We start from the raw sequence: 18,616 nt of genomic DNA, 5'->3' as shown, positions 1-18,616 counted from the left end.
AATGACAAATATACAAACAAATAAGGCCGATATACTGTTACAGCAGGTCAAGCGTCATCAGACGGGGCACATGACAATTTTTCTGGGTGCAGCACCAGGAGTGGGAAAAACTTTTGCCATGCTGTCACGTGCGCATGAGCTATATGGACAGGGCCAGAATGTAGCAATTGGTTATATTGAAACTCATGGGCGTCCGGAAACTGAGGAGCTGGTTGCCGGCCTGCCTGTGATTTCAAGAAAGATAGTTGAATACAAAAACCATAATCTTGAAGAGATGGATCTGGACAGTATTTTACAGATCCATCCAGACATTGTACTGGTAGATGAATTGGCGCACCAGAATATACCCGGGAGCCGCCATAAAAAACGCTGGCAGGATATTAATGAGCTTCTTGATGCCGGTATCGATGTTTTTACCACCATGAATATTCAGCATCTGGAAAGCTTGAACGATGTCATATTCCAGATTACGGGAATACGGGTAAAAGAAACCGTACCAGATCAGATTTTTGAGCGTATCCGTGATATACGCCTCATCGACTTGCCGGTAAATGAGCTGCTGGAGCGTTTAAATCAGGGTAAAGTTTATGTACCTGATCAGGCGGCGCATGCCTTGAAAAGCTTTTTTAATATTGCCAACTTGACAGCATTACGTGAACTGGCCATACAGACGGTGGCCCATCATATTGATATAGATGCACGGGAGCAGTTTGATGTAAAGGGTCTTTCGCTAACGCCCTTAAATAATCATGTGCTAATCATGATTCAGGGTAACCAGAACTCTGAAGCATTAGTACGGATAGGAAGCCGTATTGCCGAACGTCGTAATGCAAAATGGACTGTAGTCGCATTTTTAACTACAGCATCCGGTTATAATCCGATCTCATTTGAAACTCAAAGTACAGGCAGGGAAATTGAGCGGGCGCTTCATCTGGCACGGCAGCTAGGGGGAATGACTGATATTCTATATGGAAAAAATTACGCAGGGTCACTGTACAATTTTGCCTGTGAACGGGGAATTTCAACACTGGTACTAGAACAGGAACGTCGGCCGCTATTTTACAGCTGGTTAAGGCCGCCCTTAGCCCATCAGCTGTTAAAATATCAACCCGCATTTGAACTGAGTATTGTTCCGGTTCAGCAAGGTAAGCCGCAAGCCTACCGTTTTAACAGGCAAAATTATGTCTTAAATTTAAAAGAACTGATTTTTGTACTGATCACAACGGTAACTAGTATTCTGATTGCAAAACTAAGTGTGCAATACTTAAAAGTTGAAGAGCTATCACTGATTTTTATTACTGCGGTTATTTTTGTTGCAGCCAATACCCGAATGACTGCTGCCATGCTTGCAGCTATTCTTTTTTTCTTTGCCTATAACTTTTTCTTTATTCCACCGACATTAACTTTCCAGATTTCGGCTCATAAAAGTGTGATCACTGTAGTGGCGTTTCTGGCAGCAGCACTTATTGCGGGCCGTTTGGCATCACGCTTGCGTGAACAGGTGGTCGCCCTAAGATCGGCAAACAGCTATAACAGTATTATGCAGGATTTGGGGCAGAAACTCTCTGTTGCGGTTGACCTGCAGCAGGTCATTGAAATCGGACAGAACAGTCTGGAAAAAAGTTTAAATGTTCAGGTCTGGTTTAAGCTGAGTGATGAAACAGCACTAAGCTCAGATGAAAATCTGCTGACTGAAAAAGAAAAAATTTCGGCAAACTGGACATTGAAGAATCACCAGCCTTCCGGGCGTTTTACCCAGACTTTGAGTGAAAGTGCTTGGTGGTTTCTGCCTTTATTGGCTTCGAAAGAATGTATAGGTGTTATCGGGCTCAATATTTCAGAAAATCAGAGGGAAATGAATATTGAACAAAGACGTCTGGCTGAAGCTATGGTGGAATATATTACCCAAGCTATTACCAGGACGCAGCTCAGCAAGGAACTGGAATATGCCAATATCAGCTCTGAAACTGAAAAACTTCGTTCAGCTTTACTTTCTTCGGTGTCTCACGACCTGCGCTCACCTTTGGCTGCTATGATAGGAGCAGCAGATACTATTGCTACTTACAAGTCTACTATGACCGAAGAAGACCAGCTTACTTTACTCGAGACCATAGGGCTGGAAGGAGAACGTCTAGACCGTTATATACAGAATTTGCTGGACATGACTCGACTGGGCTATCAGGGGTTGAAACTGACGCGTGACTGGATTGAGGTCCATGAACTGGTGGATACAGCAACCAGACGCTTAAAACGTTATAAACCTGTAGTTGAGTTTAATATTCAACGCCTGCCGCAAGAGCTGAAAATTTATGTACATCCTGCACTGATTGAACAGGCATTATTTAATGTGCTGGAAAATGCTGCCAAATTTAATCCTGAAGATCAGCCAATTGATATTATTCTTTCACAACCTGATACCGCACATATCCAGTTTGATATTAGTGACCAGGGTAAAGGTATCGATATTGCTGACCGAGAAAAAATTTTTGATATGTTCTATACCATGCATGGCGACCGTAATCCTACTGGGACAGGCTTGGGACTGGCGATTGTTAAAGCCATTATCTCCGCACATATAGGAAGTATTAAGGCGCAGATTGGTCTCAAAAATAAAGGGACCAATATTCAGATTGTTTTACCTGTCCATATTTCACAAGATTAAAAGGCAATAACTGTGAATATACACCCAGCAGAAACCAGAATCGTAGTGATTGATGATGAACCGCAAATCCGGAAATTTTTAGGAATCGCATTAAGGTCAGAAGGCTACCAGACTCAGCTATTTGGCACGGCTATGCAGGGGCTGGAATATCTCTCTTCCCAAAGTGCGCAACTGGTTATTCTGGATTTGGGCCTGCCTGATCTGGATGGTCAGGACGTATTGAAAGAACTCAGGTCCTGGAGTGAAATTCCAGTTATTGTGCTGTCGGTACGCTCAGATGAACAAGAAAAGGTGACCTTGCTGGATGCCGGAGCCAATGACTATGTAACCAAACCGTTTAGCGTTCAAGAGCTCATGGCCAGGATTCGTGTGGTCTTGAGGAGCAGGCTAAACCAGACTGAAACCCATGACTATGACGATGGTTATCTAAAAATCAATTTTGTACAGAGACAGACCTATATCAACAGCCAGGCGGTTGCTCTTACCCGAAAAGAATTTCATCTGCTCTCATTGCTGGCCAGAAATCGGGGGCAGTTACTGACTCAACCACAAATTTTAAAGGAGCTATGGGGACCTACCCATCAGGAAGATACACATTATCTTAGAATACTGGTGGCTAAGCTTAGAAATAAACTGGGCGAAGATGCAATTCATCCTCAATATATTATCACTGAACCGGGAGTTGGGCTGCGCTTTCTGGGCAAATAAAATTTCTCAGCACTTATTTTTTAATTAGCTAAATTTTATTTATATAAGTAAAAAGCTAATAGGTATATTAGCTTTTTAAACTTGATATTTGGAGTATTAACTATAATTAAAATTAAATATTCCAGTTTTGTTCGGTTTCAGTAATCTGGTTATAAACATTATAATATTCAGCAGATTTTACTGTACACCATACCTCTATAAATTCTTTACCTAAATATTTTTTTAATACCGGATTGTTCTTAAGAAGATTTAATGCCTCGAGCTGATACTTGGGTAAATTAATATGCTCATGTTTTGATTTCGCAAGATGGACTGGCTGCGGAGTATCTAACTGGTGTTCTAAACCATGTAAGGTAGCAATCAGTATGACAGCAATAGCCAGATAAGGATTACAGTCTGCGCCAGCTACACGGTATTCTAGACGCTGATTTTCCTGATCGGAGCAAGGTATACGGATGGCAACATTGCGGTTATTAATTCCCCAGTTTGCTTCCAGTGAAACATGATGACCAAGTGTAAATCTGCGGTAGGAATTAATGTTGGGGGCTAATATAGCCATTGATGCAGGCATTAGCTGAATCATGCCACTAATCGTTTTTAACAACATTTTTGATGGTGTAGACAGATCATTTGAGCTAAACAGATTTTGCATGGAAGCATTACACAAGCTCATATGAAAGTGCATGCCGCTACCCGCTTTTAGCAGGGTGGGCTTGGCAAGAAAGCTGGCATGCAGCTGATGTTTTCTGGCCACCTGCTTGATAATACGTTTTAGCGCCATGATCTGATCGCATAACCGTAAAATATTCGAAGTATGCTGAATATTGATTTCATACTGACCAGAGGCGGCTTCTGCAACAATACCGATCATTTCGATAGATTGTAAACGTGCAATCTGCTCTACTTCTTCAAGTACATACTGATAGTCATCAGGCGTATTCAGGTCAAAGCACTGACTTGATAAAACCTCATCTTCCCCATCTGCATTTTGCTTGTAGAGATAGAACTCAAGCTCAGCCGACATCACCGGATAATAGTCCTGCTGATGAAGCTGAGCGATAATATGGCTTAAAAGATTGCGGGGTTCATATTTACAGGCCTCACCATTTTCATCTTGCATGGTCAGATAAAGCTGTGCATGCGTCTCAGGCTGAATAGCGCAAGGTTGTAATGTGCCGGAAATCGGTATGCAGAGCATATCAGGCTCACCGATTGACTTTCCGAGACCTGTTTCCTCAACCACTTTGCCATCTAGATCCATAGCATAGACAGACAAGGGAAAATAGCAGCCTTTATAAATCTTCTTCAAACTTTGAACATCAATCTGTTTGCCGCGGACATGCCCGTTCAGATCATGCAGGCAGATATCAATATGTCGGGTAAGGGGATACTGGCTTAAATATTCATTGACTTCGCTGGAAAATAAATCTTCTGGATGATCAATATTTAAATATTCTGGTCTCTTGTTGAGTAAATTCTCTTTAATTTTAATAAAAGGATTTAGATCTTTTTCTTGGGTTGGGACGCTAATACTACTCATGCTTAAAACCTTTTTTATAAGGATAAGAAAATAGTAGATGAGTACAAAAAATTATTACGTAAAGAGTTCGTAATTTTTTAGATTGTAAGCGTTTAAAAATAATAAATTCATTTTTTTATATAATTCTATTGATGTAATTAAATAATTTATTTATATAAAGAATTAAAGCGTAGATATCATTTTTACTATAAAAAAGTGTATGTTTTAATTAAATCAAATATAAAAATAATTACCTTAAAATACATTTAAGATCTGAAAATCTCTATTGGGATAGCTAAAAGTTCTATCCTCACTACTGCTTAATAAAAAAACAGGATGGATTGTGATCCAGCTCATCTCGGTTGATAATAATATTTTAATGCCCGGATGACTGAAGATGAAGATCGTAGCAGATGAGAATCTTGCTTTTACAGACTACTTTTTTTCAGATTTCGCTGAAATTGACCATCGTGCTGGCCGTAGCCTCATGCATGAGGATGTGAAGGATGCGGATGCTTTACTGGTACGTTCTGTAACACGTGTCAATCAGCAGCTTATTGAAAATACAAAATTAAAATTTGTTGGTAGTGCTACAATCGGAAAAGATCATCTTGATATTCCTGCTTTAGAAAAGCAGCAGATTAGCTGGTCAAATGCAGCGGGCTGTAATGCACAGGCCGTTGCTGAATATGTAATTACGGCATTACTGTATTTAAAACCAGAGTTACTGGATGCTGGAAAACAGTTTACCTTGGGGATTATTGGTCTGGGTAATGTCGGTTCACGGCTGGCTTATATGGCAGAACTGCTAGACTGGCAAGTAATCGGTTATGATCCTCTGGTTAGTCACTTGACAGTTACACAGGTTCCATTGCACGAGTTGCTGGCTTCAGCGGACGCAGTTTCTCTCCATGTACCATTAACTAAAACAGGGCATTATCCTACTCATCATTTAATTAATGCCGAAACTTTGGCTCTTATGAAAACTCAGGCAATTCTGGTGAACTCGGCAAGAGGACCAGTTATTGAAGAGCAGTCTTTAATCCATGATATACAAACCACACATCGTCTGGTGGTACTGGATGTATTTGAACATGAACCCGTGATCTCTGAAGAGCTCCTAAAATGGGTAAAGCTGGTTACACCCCATATTGCTGGTTATAGTCTGGAAGGAAAGGCCAGAGGAACACAAATGATTTATGAAGCTTTCTGTGAAAAATTTGGTTTTATGGCCAGCAAGACTTTTATAAGCCAGTTACCCGTATGCGAACAATATTTTACTGAACAGGCAGATATTAAAACTGTTCTCAAAACTTGTCTCGGCAAAATTTATGATATAGCCCGAGATGACCAGAATTTACGTGTTTGTCTAAAGGACGGCAGGATTGATCAGCAGGCTTTTGACCACTTGCGTAAGACTTACCCACTGCGCCGTGAATGGTCTGCGCATGGGGGGCCTCAGGCATGAAACATAGTTATCAGCCCACCTGTACATTAGAAGTAATGCAGGCACGTGCTACCATGTACACCCAGATTCGTCAGTTCTTCGCTGAACGGAATGTGCTGGAAGTTGAAACACCTGTACTTTCACAGGCTGGAGTCACTGATGTACATCTTGCGTCTGTATCAGCGCAGCGCCATGTAGAAGGGAGGTTGCAGATACATTATTTGCAGACATCGCCCGAGTTTGCCATGAAGCGGCTGTTGGCGAGTGGAAGCGGTCCGATTTACCAGATCTGCAAGGTGTTTCGTGATGATGAGCATGGCCGCAAACACAATAGTGAATTTACCATGCTGGAATGGTACCGGCCAGGTTTTAGTCTTCTTGATTTGATGCATGAAACCACAGCGCTTTTAAATATATGTCTGGCGCAACGTTTTGGTGAAATGCGCCCGGTGGTAATAAGTTATAAACATGCATTTCAAGATCGTCTAGATATTAATCCATTACAAGCTTCTGTAAAACTCCTGAAAGATACTGCCAACCGTTTAGGCATAAACTTGGATTTGAGTGATGACCGGCTTGCCTATATTGATCTGCTATTCTCACATTTCGTCGAGCCAAGTTTAGGCTTTGATGCACCCGTATTTCTTACCGATTTTCCACCAGAGCTAGCTTCTCTGGCCAAAGTGAAAACTGATGAGGATGGGGAACAGGTAGCGGCCCGTTTTGAGCTTTATATTGAAGGACTGGAATTGGCTAATGCCTATGATGAGCTAATTGATAGCAAAGTGTTGCGGGAACGCTTTGAAGCTGACAATACAGAACGAGGTACACTTGGCCTACCTATCATGCCAATAGATGAAAATTTATTGACCGCTCTACAGTATATGCCGGAATGTTCAGGAATTGCCTTGGGAATTGATCGTTTATTAATGATAGCAACCCGACAGATGCGGCTGGAAAATGTCATTACATTTCCTGCACAGATTGCTTGAGTTTAAAATAAAAAAACCGCTCGAAAGAGCGGTTTTTTTATGAGCAAAGACAATTAGTCTTGCTGAATGCCTGCAACTACCCAGTCTTGCTGAGAACCAGCAGGTTTAACAAAATGCCAGGTTTCAGAGAAAGGTTGTGGCAGACTGTTTAAGTCTTCACTCACTGTACCTGTAAACCGTACACTGACCACATACTGACCATTCTCAGTTGCACTGTCAACTACCATAGCATTTAGGTTACTGAATTCGGCAACATCTTGGTCCTGATTGGCCATAATGTCACTACGCATTGCATTATAAAGTTCCGGAGTTAAATAACGACGGATCTCTTCAATATTACTCGCCGTATTCATTGACTGAATATGGTTGAAACGTTGACGCGCAATACGCAAGAATGCTGCCGGTTCAGTGCCATCTGGTAACTGTTGGCCACTATTCGTGTAGGCCGTACCAAATGGCGCATTATTTGCCGTGTTCGCTGCAGTTGAACTGCCGCCAACTGACTGACCGAAAATATTGGTATTGTCTTGAGTACGCGGTGCTGCATTATGCTGGCCAAATGGTGATGAATTTGGTCCAGCTGAGTTTGGTGCATACGGATTGTTAGTAGCTAGTTTTTTTTTTGCTCCGAATTTACGGAATACAAAAAATGCAACTGCGGCTGCAAGCAAAACCCAGAGCCAGCCAGGAATGCCGCCTTTCTCTTGTTCAGCCTGTTGCTGTGCAGCCAGCTCCTGATCATTTGCCGCTGTCTGTGCATTTGGGTTGGTATTATTGTCATCTGCTAAAGCATTCGCTGCTACTGCACCTACTGCAGCACCTGCTACACCTGCAGCAACCATTGAACCTACACCCGGACCAGAACGCTGGGGCGCAGTTGCAGGCTGTTGAACCGGAGCTGCCTGACGAGGCTGTTGATAAGACTGGGTAGGTGCCGCAGAACGTGACATACCCATACTCTTACCACCGCCGGCACGTTTTGCTTCAGCCAAAGGTGACATAACCAAGGCCGCCATTAAAATACCGGCCATCAAGCCACGCTGGTGTACTTCCATCAAAATTTCCTATATCTAAACGATTTCGATATGTTATTTATGCCGGCTTTTATATAGAAATTCAATGCTAGATCGGTATTTTTTCAAATTAAATGATTACCATATATTAAGACAGTTCATCACTCAGCTGTAGCGCTTCGCTTAAAGCCTCATGTAACCGGGCCACCGCAATCACCTGAACACCAGGTACCGGTTTCTGTGGTGCATTGGCTCGAGGTAAAATTACGTACTTGAACCCATGTTTGGCCGCTTCTTTAAGACGTTCCTGCCCATTGGGAACTGGACGGATTTCCCCAGACAAGCCGACTTCGCCAAATACAGCCAGTTGTTGGGGGAGAGCTTTACCACGCAAACTCGATGCACATGCCAGAAGTACTGCCAGGTCAGAACCTGTTTCAGTAATTTTTAAACCGCCCACTACATTCACATAAACATCCTGTCCCGAGGTTTGTACACCGCCGTGCCTGTGCATTACTGCCAGCAGCATATTTAAACGGTTTTGCTCGAGACCCAGAGCAACCCGCCGTGGCTGCCCATGAGCGTCATCGACCAAAGCCTGTACCTCGACCAATAAAGGTCGGGTGCCCTCACGGCTAATCATAACAATTGATCCAGGAATAGCTTCATCGTAACGGCTCAAGAAAATTGCAGAGGGGTTGGCTACTTCCCGCAGGCCTTTATCTGTCATCCCGAATACGCCCAGCTCATTGACAGCACCGAAACGGTTTTTGACTGCACGAATCATGCGGTAACGTGAATCTGACTGACCTTCAAAATACAGTACGCAGTCGACCATATGTTCAAGTACACGAGGCCCGGCCAATGCGCCTTCTTTAGTCACATGACCAACCAAAAATAATGCTGTTCCACTATTTTTAGCAAAACGAGTCAATAAGGCAGCTGATTCACGGATTTGCGAGACACCGCCTGGGGCAGACTGCAAGGTCTCAGTGTATAAAGTTTGGATAGAATCAAGAATGGCAACCGCCGGGCGCTCATGGGCAAGAACTTCACAAATTCTTTCAACACATGTTTCAGCCATAACCTTTAGCCGGTCAGTCGGCAGGTCTAGACGCTGAGCGCGTAACGCAACCTGCGAAAGTGATTCTTCACCTGTAACATAGAGCGCAGCGCTGTTTGCACTTGCCATATGTGTCGCAGTCTGTAGCAAAATAGTGGATTTTCCAATACCCGGATCACCACCGATCAGGACAACAGAGCCTGTAACCAGACCCCCACCGAGGACTCGGTCGAACTCACCAATACCAGTCGGCAGGCGCGTTTCATGAGAGACCGAGACTTTGTTTAAAGTCGTGATATTGGCAGCTTGTCCGGCATAACCGCCTCCTAAATTCGGTTTGGCACGGTGATTCACGGCAGGTTCTACCACAACTTCTGTCAGGCTGTTCCATTCGCCACATTCTGAGCATTGACCTGCCCATTTTGAATGGTCTGCTCCACACTGTTCGCAGCGATAAACCGTTTTTGCTTTAGCCATAATCGAAATATATAACCTTTGGAAAAGGGTTCTATTGTAGAGATAAAGCTGCTGAAACGGAAAGCTTCGTACATATAGAACGTTAGATCATGTCGTCAGAAAGCAATTTATATATTCTTCAGAACTATAAGGATTCTACCCAAGTGGGGCACAAAGAAGTTGTTTTATAGGAGGTCTGGCAATAGGAATGTTTAATATAAGAAATAGCAGTAAATTTTTCCCATTATTGTGTTAGGAAAAACACAATAATTAGTCGAAGTGATTTAAAGTTATTATTTAATGGAAATATAGGGATAATTTATATATAACTATTTAATTAATATATTAAATTTAAAAAAAGACTATTAAATATTATATGAAAATTAAACTATATGAAAAAATAAAATTAATTCTCTGGTTAATTAATGTTCAAAAGAATGTTGCCGAGTGAAAAATAATTTTTGTTTTAGATGAGTTTTGAGCTAAGTTTGTTGCAAAATGTTTTAAGAAGAAATTAAAAATGTCTAACCAAATGCATAGCTCTATTCCAGAAGAGGAGGGAGAGCTAAAACGGAGTTTATCGAACCGTCACCTGCAGCTGATCGCCATTGGCGGTGCTATTGGTACCGGTTTATTCATGGGATCAGGGAAAACGATCAGTTTGGCAGGACCATCCATTTTATTCATTTATATGATCATCGGGGTAATGGTCTTTTTAGTGATGCGTGCATTAGGAGAACTGCTACTTTCTAATCTGCACTATAAATCATTTATTGATTTTTCTGCTGATTTGATCGGTCCTTGGGCAGGTTATTTTGTTGGCTGGACTTACTGGCTATGCTGGATCACTATAGGGATTGCTGATTTATCCGCAATTATTTACTACCTGCAATTCTTTAATAATGGCCTACCTTTTACACCATTAGAAGGTGTATTGATCAGTATTGCGTCAATTGTCTTTATTATGGGGCTGAATCTGGTTACCGTAAAACTGTTTGGCGAGATGGAATTCTGGTTTGCCCTGATCAAGATTATTGCCATTGTAGTACTGATTGCCGTAGGTCTGTGGATGATCTTTACTGGCTTTACTTCAACAGCAGGTGAAGTAGCTTCCTTTACTAACTTGTGGTCACATGATGGTCTATTCCCCACAGGGATGAGCGGTTTCCTGGCAGGCTTCCAGATTGCAATTTTTGCCTTTGTTGGCGTGGAGCTGGTCGGTACAACAGCTGCTGAAACTAAAGACCCGGAGCGTAATTTACCTAAAGCGGTTAATTCAATTCCAATACGGATTATTATTTTCTATGTGCTGGCGCTATTGATTGTCATGTCAGTTACTCCTTGGAATAAGATTGATCCTAATATCAGCCCGTTTGTAAACCTGTTCAGTCAAGCAGGCGTAGCAGCAGCTGCAATTATTATGAACCTCGTAGTGCTGTCTTCGGTCATGTCATCAATGAACAGTGGTGTGTTTTCAACCAGCCGGATGCTATTTGGCCTGTCCCGTGAAGCTCAGGCACCACGCTGGTTTGGTAAACTGACATCACGCGCTATTCCGGCAAATGCCTTGTATTTCTCAGCTGTCTGTCTGTTGTTGGGAGCTGCTCTACAGTATTTTGTTCCAAACGCAGTTCAGGCATTTACGCTGGCAACAACCTTGTCAACTATTCTGTTCATCTGTGTCTGGATCATCATTATGTGGAGTTATATTAACTACCGCAAACAGCGTCCGGAATTGCATGCCAAGTCAATTTTCAAATTGCCAGGTGGAGTATTTACCTGCTGGGTGGTCATTATTTTCTTTATTGGGATGGTTTATGTATTGTCCTTGGAAGCAGATACATTCCAGGCGCTCAAGGTTAGCCCGTTGTGGCTGATTATTCTGGCCATTGGCTACTTCTTTACTAAAAGCAAGAAATCATAATTTGCAGTAACTGTTAAAAAACGTCAGTTTAGAACTGGCGTTTTTTTTCATCTCGCTTTAATCTCTATAGCCTGAAACACTATGGTCAAAATATTGATCACAGTATACTTTATGGAAATTATCGAATAGGTGGCCAGATGCGTCTTGTCGTTTGCTACATCAGTGTATTGGTTACGGCGACTCTACTTGCCGGTTGCGGTCAGTCAGGGGCTTTACAGCTACCCAATGATCCCAATTATGATAAACGTGCAAGATATCTGCTTTATCCAAATACCGCGCCCGAGCAAAGCAAGCCCAGCGATACCCATCAAGCCCAGCAATCTGACGAGCCAGTAAGCGAGACTTTTGCAGCACCTGATGCTGAACCAGCTACTCAACCTACACCATAAGCAGAACAGATAAGGATACATTCATGAGTTTTACCCGCATCAATGGGGTGTTGCATGCAGAGCAATGTTCACTGAAGCAGCTTGCACAGCAGTTTGGTACACCTTTGTATGTTTATTCAAAACAGGCTTTTGAAAAACACTATACAGATATGGACCGTGCATTTGACTTCATTGATCATCAGATCTGTTTTGCCGTAAAATCTAACTCCAATCTTGCGGTTCTGGGTGTGTTGGCCAAACTGGGCGCCGGTTTTGACATTGTCACTGGTGGTGAGCTGGCTCGTGTTCTGGCTGTTGGCGGTGATCCGGCTAAAGTAGTATTTTCAGGTCTTGGAAAAACTGAAGCAGATATTGAAAAAGCCTTAAATGTTGGAATTGCCTGTTTTAATGTTGAATCTCATGCCGAGCTTGACCGTATTCAGAAAGTTGCTGAAAAATTGGGTCAGAAGGCGCCTGTTTCCCTACGGGTAAATCCGGATGTCGATGCAAAAACTCATCCTTATATCTCAACGGGCTTAAAAGAAAATAAGTTTGGTATACCTTCAGATAGCGTATTTGAAACCTATCAGTATGCAGCTTCACTGCCTAATTTGAATATCGTGGGGATTGACTGTCATATTGGCTCACAGCTGACTGAAACCAAACCGTTTGTAGACGCCTTGGAGCGCGTCATGTTAATGATTGAACAGCTTAATGGGTTGGGGATACAGCTCAAGCACATCGATATTGGAGGCGGATTGGGCGTAACTTATAAAGACGAAGTGCCACCGACTGTACAGGAATATGCAGATGCCCTGAAACCGGCTTTGCAAAAGCTGGGGCTGAAAGTTTATATGGAGCCGGGCCGCAGTATTTCAGCCAATGCAGGTATACTGCTTACCAGAGTAGATCTACTCAAGCCAACCAATCACCGTAATTTTGCTATCATTGATGCTGCAATGAATGATTTGATTCGACCTGCACTCTATGAAGCATGGATGGATATACAACCAGTGGAACCACATCAGGATATTCAGGAAAAAGAATGGGATATCGTAGGTGCTATTTGTGAAACAGGCGATTTTCTAGGGAAAGAGCGTAAACTGGCGCTGGCAGAGGATGACCTTCTGGCCGTTCTGAGTGCTGGTGCTTACGGCTTTGTGATGAGTTCTAATTACAATACACGAGCGCGGGCAGCAGAAGTTATGGTAAATAATCATCAGGCATATCTAGTGCGTGAACGTGAGACTATTGAGTCGCTGTGGGAACGTGAACATCTGTTACCAGAAGTGTGAGTAAAAAACATGCTGGAATTTACTAAAATGCATGGGCTGGGTAATGATTTTATGGTCGTGGACCTGATTACCCAGCGTGCCTATTTCGATACGCTTACTATTCAACGCCTGGCAGATCGTCACTTTGGTATCGGTTTTGACCAGCTACTGATTGTTGAGCCACCAGACATACCTAGTGCTGATTTTAAATACCGTATTTTTAATGCAGATGGGTCAGAAGTAGAGCAGTGTGGTAATGGAGTGCGCTGCTTTGCACGTTTTGTGCATGAGCGCCAGTTAACCGCAAAAACCAAAATTAAAGTACAGACCAAATCTGGTATTGTCGAGCCGGAACTGGGACCAAACGGCTGGGTTCGGGTTAATATGGGTTATCCGAAATTTGCTCCAGAGCTCATTCCGTTTGTAACAGAAGAAACTGATCCTTTATATGCGCTAGAGCTGAGCAACAACCAACTGCTTAAAATTGATGTGGTGAATATGGGGAATCCCCATGCAGTAACTATTGTGCCAGATGTACTGACTGCTGATGTCGCAGCTATTGGTCCACAAGTAGAATCACATGTACGCTTCCCTGAACGTGTGAATGTCGGCTTCATGCAGATCCTGAATGAAAAACAGGTGCGCTTACGGGTTTTTGAACGTGGCTCTGGAGAAACACTGGCCTGTGGTACAGGTGCTTGTGCTGCTGCGGTAAGTGGCATGCGCCGTGGTCTGCTTGCCCCAGAAGTGGAAGTCGAGCTGGCGGGTGGCAAGTTACAGATTGGCTGGCGTGAGGGTGATATGGTATGGATGACAGGTCCTACAGCAAATGTTTATGAAGGCCGTTTGGATTTGCGTTATTTTCAAAGTAATTAAAACCGAATTAAATAGTATTAAAAGTTCTATTCAATCCCAGAGAGGGCAGGATGCAGCCTGAAGCATTACACTTGCTTTCTATGTGGCTCAAAGAGCGAGAGATCCAGAATCAATCTGCCCATACTTTAAGTGCCTATGCACGTGATGTAAAAGATTTTCTGGATTTCTGTGCTGTTAAGAAGTTACCGCTGAACAGTATTGAAGCTTCAGATTTGCGTGAATACTTGGCTTTAAAGGTAGAACGAGAGCAGTTAAGCTCCAGCAGCCTGCAACGCCATTTATCTGCCATACGGCAGTTCATGAAATGGGCTGAGCAGGGTCAATATCTTGGTTTTAATCCTGCAGATGACTTTCAGCTTAAACGGCAGCCACGGCCATTGCCCGGCATGGTAGATATTGAAACGGTGCAGCAGATTCTGGACCAGCCGGCGCCTGAAAAACTTCAGGACCGGCATTTATGGCTGCGTGACAAAGCCATGCTGGAGCTACTTTACTCTAGCGGATTACGCCTAACAGAATTACAAAGTCTGTGTATGAAAGATATCGATTTTAATCGACGACTATTGCGTATTACAGGTAAAGGTAACAAGACCCGAATTGTACCATTTGGTACTCAAGCTTATGAGAGTCTGCTGAAGTGGCTCGAAGTCTATCGGCTCTGGCAAGGCCAATTTAATGCAGATTCGGCAGTTTTTATCAGTCAAAAAGGCGGCCAGCTGGGACCCCGGCAAATTGAGAACCGGGTCAAGTTACAAGCACTGCGGGCTGGAGTAAATATTGATCTGCATCCACATTTACTCCGGCATTGTTTTGCAAGTCATATGCTCTCTAATAGTGGTGACCTTCGAGCAGTTCAGGAAATGTTGGGCCATAGTAATTTGAGTACCACCCAGATTTATACCCATATTGACTTTGACCATCTGGCTAAAATTTATGATCAGGCCCATCCCAGAGCTGTTAAAATTAAATAAATAGTTTCTAAAAAGAATAACTAAAATCCATCTGACCTAAAACTAGAACTATTGTAGAATAATCAAAACTTAATTTTTCAAGTATAAAAACAGCTTAATTTTATAGTGATCGAGATAGGAAAATGAACCGGTTTCTCTTCTCATCACTGGAATATTTTAATAGAAATGGGGACCTAAAATGATAGTCAATATTCAACAGAAATATGATGAGCTAAGTTCGGCACAGAAAGATATATTTGCTGGGTATGGCTTACGTCAGGTCAAACATTTTGTAGAAATCAGTTTACCTACTATTGAAGCGGCGCTGCCTGCTCATACCCTGGTTCAGGGAATCAATGTCGAGGGTAAAATTCAGGCTATGCATTCTGATACCTTGCAAACTTATCTCTGGATTTCAGATCAAAAGTGGCAAGAAACTGCTCATGCTCTAATGCCTATAGACTTAAAAGAAGACTTTATAGAAGTATGGAGAATATTTGGGCTGTCTCAATATGAATTGATTGCTTTGAGTCATGTACATCGCGATTTTTTAGAAAATTATATTACTTGAAATTATAGACATTGGATTTGAACAGTAAGCTATAAGGAAAAAAGTAGTTAAGCTTATTAATGAAACTTCCAACTGAGCATCGGGCAAGGATGCTACTTAAGGATACCCCTATACAAAACATGCCCCATATTTTGACTAAAATAATTATTTAAAAGAGCAGTTTCTGATTGTCTCTTAAGAGAAAGAGTGGCTGATTTATATACTCACAAAACAGAATTCCTTCAATAATGTAAGAGGAAAATATTGCTTCAAGGAACAGTCATTAGATGAAGCAAAATAAATACTGCCATATGCCATCATTCAGGAATCTAAGTCGAGCTAAAATCAAAGGTCATCAAGAGGCAACTGAAAACTTTGTTTAATAATTTGACTAGGTAAATCTGTTTTTACGCTTGTAATACCATTCTTTTTAGTCAGATGTGTAGATTGAAATTTTCGGTAACTCTCCAGATCAGGTACTACAACTTTAAGCATTGCATCACATTCACCCAAAATAATATAGCACTCCATTACTTGGGGCAGTTCTTTCATTGCACAAATAAAAGTATCGATAGTTTCAGCATCCTGCCCAACCAGCCAGATTCGTGAAAATAAAATCAGTTGAAAACCGATTTTCTGCATATCTACGACAGTAGTGTAATGCTGAATAATGCCAGCTTCTTCAAGCAGTTTGACTCGTCGTAAACACGAAGAGGGGGATAGTCCAATGACTGTGGCCAGATCATTATTTTGGATACGGGCATTCTTTTGTAATGCCTGAATGATATTTCTGTCGATGCGATCTAGCTTTATTCGAATTAATTTAGAATCTTGTTTCATAAATTAGAATTTTATTCGAAAATTAATTCTTATTATAAAATATTTGAAATCCTATTTTACAGCTTTTTGTAGATACTTATTTTCCTGATTCAGGACATTCAACAGGAAAAAGAAAATGTCTGTATTTGTACTCTTTGCATTGACTGTGCTTCCCCTGATTTTCACACCTGGACCAGATATGCTGTTTATCTTGTCACAAGTCATGGGTAAAGATGCAAAAGCAGGCATGATGGCAACTTTTGGTATATGTTTTGGCTATCTGATTCATTCAGTTCTGGTTGCTTTAGGAATCGCAGCAATTATTGTATCTTCACCCTTGCTGTTTGATACGATCCGCTATATAGGAATTGCCTATCTGTTGTATCTGGCTTTTAATTTGCTGAAGTCTGTGTTTAATCAGAAAAAAGTGACAGTTGAAGAGATACCTCATACAAATTCGGTCAGGAAGGGGTTCTTTACGGCTTTACTGAACCCAAAAGGAATGCTGATCTATTTTGCTATTCTTCCCCAGTTCATTGATAAAACACAAAATACAGTAAGTCAGGGCTTAATTTTATCCTTTATCTTTATTGGGCTCATTTTTATTGTATATTGCAGTTTAAGTATGGTCTTTGCCAAAATTACACAAAAAACTTCCATTGATGCAAAAAAACAGAAATGGATTGATGGAACCTCGGGTGGATTGCTTGCAATGGCGGCCACTTGGCTTCTAGTGAACTGATGAATATAAAAAGCATGCTATCTAGGCATGCTTTTTAGATTTAAAGTACATTAGAAAATTTGATTGTGTTAAAGCGTTTTAAGGCCAGAATGCTGGTTTCTTGTAAGCTAAAAGCTGAATAAGCTGTTCTGGTTGTGTCTTAAATGACATTTTTGATCTGTACAGTCATACTTTAAAACTTAAGCTACCAGCCTTTAAATCACTTCAGTACCGGTTCAGGTTTTCTGACTTTAATACCCGAATTTGAATCATAAAATTTTAATAAAAATAAATATATAAATATCAGTTAACTAGTAGAGTAATTACCCTAAGATCCCTGTTACATTTTTTTATGAACTCTGCATTTCACGGTTTTTACGCTTTTTTACGTCTCCAAAGGTAATTGTGACTTGACCCAAATGCCATACCCATTGCAAGATAAGGCACCTAAAAAATTTTAATTGAAGAGTTATCATAGCTTTTCTCAACATTTACTTTTGCTAAAACAGCCGAGGATTACATGAAGGCTCTTGTTGCTGTAAAACGTGTGGTTGATGCCAACGTTAAAGTTCGCGTTAAGCCGGACCATAGTGGGGTAGACCTTACTAACGTTAAAATGTCAATTAACCCATTTTGTGAAATCGCAGTGGAAGAAGCGGTTCGCTTAAAAGAAAAAGGAACAGTATCAGAAATCGTAGTGGTTTCTATTGGTCCTAAAGAAGCACAGGAACAAATTCGTTCTGCTATGGCTCTAGGCGCTGATCGCGGAATTTTAGTAGAAACTGCGACTGATGAAATTGGGGCACTCGAAGTTGCCAAAATTTTAAAAGGGATCGTGGAGCAGGAACAACCAGAAATTATCCTTTTGGGTAAACAGGCTATTGATGACGACAGTAATCAGGTCGGTCAGATGCTGGGCGCATTGCTTGGTGCCGGCCAAGGTACCTTTGCTTCAGAAGTTAAAGTTGAAGGTGGCAAGGTTCAGGTAACCCGTGAAATTGATGGCGGTCTGCAAACTGTTGAGCTATCACTTCCTGCAATTATTACCACTGACTTGCGTTTGAATGAACCCCGTTATGCGGCTCTGCCAAACATTATGAAAGCACGTAAAAAACCGCTTGAAACCAAGTCTCCAGCAGATTATGGCGTAACAGCAGCTTCTAAGCTGAAAACTGTTAAGGTTGAATCTCCGGCTGAACGTCAGGCAGGGGTGCAAGTGAAGTCTGTTGATGAACTGATCAACAAACTTAAAAATGAAGCGAAAGTGATCTAAT

16 protein-coding genes are annotated in these 18,616 nt (G+C 41.7%); 12 read left to right on the top strand and 4 right to left on the bottom strand.

Annotated elements, in window-relative coordinates; all coding sequences use genetic code 11:
* Nucleotide 1 precedes the first annotated feature (1 nt).
* Complete coding sequence (locus tag ACRAD_RS10055; protein WP_005027132.1) at nt 2–2,662, top strand: sensor histidine kinase; 2,661 nt, start codon at nt 2–4, stop codon at nt 2,660–2,662.
* A gap of 12 nt (nt 2,663–2,674) precedes the next feature.
* Nucleotides 2,675–3,370, top strand: a complete 696-nt coding sequence (locus ACRAD_RS10050; protein WP_005027129.1) for a response regulator — start codon at nt 2,675–2,677, stop codon at nt 3,368–3,370.
* A 112-nt stretch (nt 3,371–3,482) separates the two neighbouring features.
* On the opposite strand, the gene ACRAD_RS10045 is transcribed toward ACRAD_RS10050, so the two are convergent.
* A complete protein-coding gene (locus ACRAD_RS10045; protein WP_005027127.1) occupies nt 3,483–4,910 on the bottom strand; it encodes a glutamine synthetase family protein in 1,428 nt (475 codons plus the stop codon).
* A 376-nt stretch (nt 4,911–5,286) separates the two neighbouring features.
* On the opposite strand from ACRAD_RS10045, the gene ACRAD_RS10040 reads away from it, so the two are divergent.
* The gene (locus ACRAD_RS10040; protein ID WP_005027126.1) at nt 5,287–6,357 is read left to right on the top strand and encodes a 4-phosphoerythronate dehydrogenase; all 1,071 of its coding nucleotides are present in this window, start codon (nt 5,287–5,289) and stop codon (nt 6,355–6,357) included.
* Nucleotides 6,354–7,328: an EF-P lysine aminoacylase EpmA gene (epmA, locus tag ACRAD_RS10035; protein WP_005027123.1), complete on the top strand. Its 975-nt coding sequence runs from the start codon at nt 6,354–6,356 to the stop codon at nt 7,326–7,328. The genes ACRAD_RS10040 and epmA overlap by 4 nt, the downstream gene beginning before the upstream one ends.
* Nucleotides 7,329–7,381: 53 nt before the next feature.
* Here epmA and ACRAD_RS10030 read toward each other — a convergent pair whose 3' ends face one another.
* The gene (locus ACRAD_RS10030) at nt 7,382–8,383 is read right to left on the bottom strand and encodes a Tim44 domain-containing protein (protein ID WP_005027122.1); all 1,002 of its coding nucleotides are present in this window, start codon (nt 8,381–8,383) and stop codon (nt 7,382–7,384) included.
* Nucleotides 8,384–8,489: 106 nt separating this feature from the next.
* Nucleotides 8,490–9,881 carry a DNA repair protein RadA gene (radA, locus tag ACRAD_RS10025; RefSeq protein ID WP_005027120.1) on the bottom strand — a complete coding sequence of 464 codons (1,392 nt, stop codon included), beginning with the start codon at nt 9,879–9,881 and terminating at the stop codon, nt 8,490–8,492.
* Between the two features lie 499 nt (nt 9,882–10,380).
* On the opposite strand from radA, the gene ACRAD_RS10020 reads away from it, so the two are divergent.
* The 6 genes from ACRAD_RS10020 to ACRAD_RS09995 all read left to right on the top strand — a co-directional run bounded on the left by ACRAD_RS10020 (nt 10,381) and on the right by ACRAD_RS09995 (nt 15,823).
* Complete coding sequence (locus ACRAD_RS10020) at nt 10,381–11,784, top strand: amino acid permease (protein ID WP_005019232.1); 1,404 nt, start codon at nt 10,381–10,383, stop codon at nt 11,782–11,784.
* A gap of 137 nt (nt 11,785–11,921) precedes the next feature.
* Nucleotides 11,922–12,173, top strand: a complete 252-nt coding sequence (gene lptM / locus ACRAD_RS10015; RefSeq protein WP_005027117.1) for an LPS translocon maturation chaperone LptM — start codon at nt 11,922–11,924, stop codon at nt 12,171–12,173.
* Between the two features lie 23 nt (nt 12,174–12,196).
* Complete coding sequence (lysA, locus tag ACRAD_RS10010) at nt 12,197–13,447, top strand: diaminopimelate decarboxylase (protein WP_005027116.1); 1,251 nt, start codon at nt 12,197–12,199, stop codon at nt 13,445–13,447.
* Nucleotides 13,448–13,456: 9 nt separating this feature from the next.
* The gene (dapF, locus tag ACRAD_RS10005) at nt 13,457–14,302 is read left to right on the top strand and encodes a diaminopimelate epimerase (RefSeq protein ID WP_005027115.1); all 846 of its coding nucleotides are present in this window, start codon (nt 13,457–13,459) and stop codon (nt 14,300–14,302) included.
* 80 nt (nt 14,303–14,382) lie between these two features.
* Entirely contained in the window at nt 14,383–15,273 is an 891-nt protein-coding gene (xerA, locus tag ACRAD_RS10000; protein WP_169332038.1) for a site-specific tyrosine recombinase/integron integrase, read from the top strand.
* A gap of 178 nt (nt 15,274–15,451) precedes the next feature.
* Nucleotides 15,452–15,823, top strand: a complete 372-nt coding sequence (locus ACRAD_RS09995) for a hypothetical protein (RefSeq protein WP_005027111.1) — start codon at nt 15,452–15,454, stop codon at nt 15,821–15,823.
* A gap of 324 nt (nt 15,824–16,147) precedes the next feature.
* Here ACRAD_RS09995 and ACRAD_RS09990 read toward each other — a convergent pair whose 3' ends face one another.
* On the bottom strand, nt 16,148–16,642 hold the full coding sequence (locus ACRAD_RS09990) for an Lrp/AsnC family transcriptional regulator (protein ID WP_005019243.1): 495 nt from the start codon (nt 16,640–16,642) through the stop codon (nt 16,148–16,150).
* A 115-nt stretch (nt 16,643–16,757) separates the two neighbouring features.
* Between ACRAD_RS09990 and ACRAD_RS09985 the strand changes: the two genes are divergently transcribed.
* Together ACRAD_RS09985 and ACRAD_RS09980 are read left to right on the top strand one after the other, a co-directional pair.
* Entirely contained in the window at nt 16,758–17,363 is a 606-nt protein-coding gene (locus tag ACRAD_RS09985; RefSeq protein WP_005027109.1) for a LysE family translocator, read from the top strand.
* Between the two features lie 499 nt (nt 17,364–17,862).
* Nucleotides 17,863–18,615, top strand: coding sequence for an electron transfer flavoprotein subunit beta/FixA family protein (locus ACRAD_RS09980; protein WP_005027106.1), 753 nt, complete (start codon nt 17,863–17,865; stop codon nt 18,613–18,615).
* Nucleotide 18,616: the final 1 nt, after the last annotated feature.

The sequence above is a fragment of the Acinetobacter radioresistens DSM 6976 = NBRC 102413 = CIP 103788 genome, from assembly GCF_006757745.1.
GTDB classification, from domain to species: Bacteria; Pseudomonadota; Gammaproteobacteria; order Pseudomonadales; family Moraxellaceae; genus Acinetobacter; species Acinetobacter radioresistens.
This window is presented reverse-complemented; position numbering and strand designations above follow the sequence as displayed.

Coding starts and splice junctions, on each gene's coding strand:
- ACRAD_RS10055 (WP_005027132.1), top strand. CDS start 2: ATGACAAATATACAAACAAATAAGGCCGATATACTGTTACAGCAGGTC.
- ACRAD_RS10045 (WP_005027127.1), bottom strand. CDS start 4,910: ATGAGTAGTATTAGCGTCCCAACCCAAGAAAAAGATCTAAATCCTTTT.
- ACRAD_RS10040 (WP_005027126.1), top strand. CDS start 5,287: ATGAAGATCGTAGCAGATGAGAATCTTGCTTTTACAGACTACTTTTTT.
- epmA (WP_005027123.1), top strand. CDS start 6,354: ATGAAACATAGTTATCAGCCCACCTGTACATTAGAAGTAATGCAGGCA.
- ACRAD_RS10030 (WP_005027122.1), bottom strand. CDS start 8,383: ATGGAAGTACACCAGCGTGGCTTGATGGCCGGTATTTTAATGGCGGCC.
- radA (WP_005027120.1), bottom strand. CDS start 9,881: ATGGCTAAAGCAAAAACGGTTTATCGCTGCGAACAGTGTGGAGCAGAC.
- ACRAD_RS10020 (WP_005019232.1), top strand. CDS start 10,381: ATGTCTAACCAAATGCATAGCTCTATTCCAGAAGAGGAGGGAGAGCTA.
- lptM (WP_005027117.1), top strand. CDS start 11,922: ATGCGTCTTGTCGTTTGCTACATCAGTGTATTGGTTACGGCGACTCTA.
- lysA (WP_005027116.1), top strand. CDS start 12,197: ATGAGTTTTACCCGCATCAATGGGGTGTTGCATGCAGAGCAATGTTCA.
- dapF (WP_005027115.1), top strand. CDS start 13,457: ATGCTGGAATTTACTAAAATGCATGGGCTGGGTAATGATTTTATGGTC.
- xerA (WP_169332038.1), top strand. CDS start 14,383: ATGTGGCTCAAAGAGCGAGAGATCCAGAATCAATCTGCCCATACTTTA.
- ACRAD_RS09995 (WP_005027111.1), top strand. CDS start 15,452: ATGATAGTCAATATTCAACAGAAATATGATGAGCTAAGTTCGGCACAG.
- ACRAD_RS09990 (WP_005019243.1), bottom strand. CDS start 16,642: ATGAAACAAGATTCTAAATTAATTCGAATAAAGCTAGATCGCATCGAC.
- ACRAD_RS09985 (WP_005027109.1), top strand. CDS start 16,758: ATGTCTGTATTTGTACTCTTTGCATTGACTGTGCTTCCCCTGATTTTC.
- ACRAD_RS09980 (WP_005027106.1), top strand. CDS start 17,863: ATGAAGGCTCTTGTTGCTGTAAAACGTGTGGTTGATGCCAACGTTAAA.